Here is a 735-nt window from a genome sequence, read left to right as displayed (position 1 = left end):
CAAGCGCTTCAGCAATCAGCGCTGAATCCTTAAAGGTTGTCAACATCAAAACCTTTACGCCGGGCAGCGAGCTTGTGATTAATTTTGTTCCCTCCACCCCGTTGGAAACCGGCATGCGGATGTCCATTAACACGATATCCGGCTCCAGCTCTTTCGCCTTTTCGAAGGCTTCCTGTCCGTTTCGCGCCGTTGCGATCACATCGAGCTCTTCTCTGAGCTGGAGCAGGGATGCCAGCCCTTCTCTGACGATATCCTGATCGTCGGTAATGATGATCTTAATCATGATAAACTCTCCTTTTGCTGCACGGGCCTGAAGCTCCATTTTTTATTGGCAAGTGAAAATTCTGCATTCACAGTAAATCCTTGATCCTGTTCGCTTTCAAAGCGGATCGTTCCGCCATGCTCCGCTGCCCGCTTTTTCATATTCAAGAGACCAAAACCAAGTGCTGCCTCGGGATTGCCTTTGCCGTCATCCTTAATGACAAGGCTGATGCTGTCCGTTGTGCAGGCAAGCTGTATCGAACAAGCTGCGGCGCCGCCGTGCCGTTTGGCATTGGTCAGTGCTTCCTGCACCGTTCTGATCAGTGTCGGATGGAGAGACAGCGGGATGATTGCAGGATCACCGCTGACCGCAAATTCTGTTGTGACTCCTGCATTTTTGCAAAAGTCCTCTGTCAGCTGTTTCAGCGATTCGATTAGCGAAGGATCGTTTTCAGTTTGCAGAGTGCGTACTGA

The 735-nt window shown here is 50.6% G+C and carries 2 pseudogenes; both read right to left on the bottom strand.

Going from position 1 to position 735, the window contains the following annotated elements:
- A pseudogene (gene lnrK / locus ACWHAR_RS26695) lies at positions 1–283 on the bottom strand (two-component system response regulator LnrK); the annotation flags it as partial.
- Positions 280–735 (bottom strand): annotated as a pseudogene (lnrJ, locus tag ACWHAR_RS26690) (two-component system sensor histidine kinase LnrJ); the annotation flags it as partial. The pseudogenes lnrK and lnrJ, both read right to left, overlap by 4 nt.

Source organism: Bacillus sp. LR--39 (genome assembly GCF_053613335.1).
The sequence above is the reverse complement of the archived record's forward strand: the minus strand, read 5'-3'. Positions and strand labels throughout refer to the sequence as shown.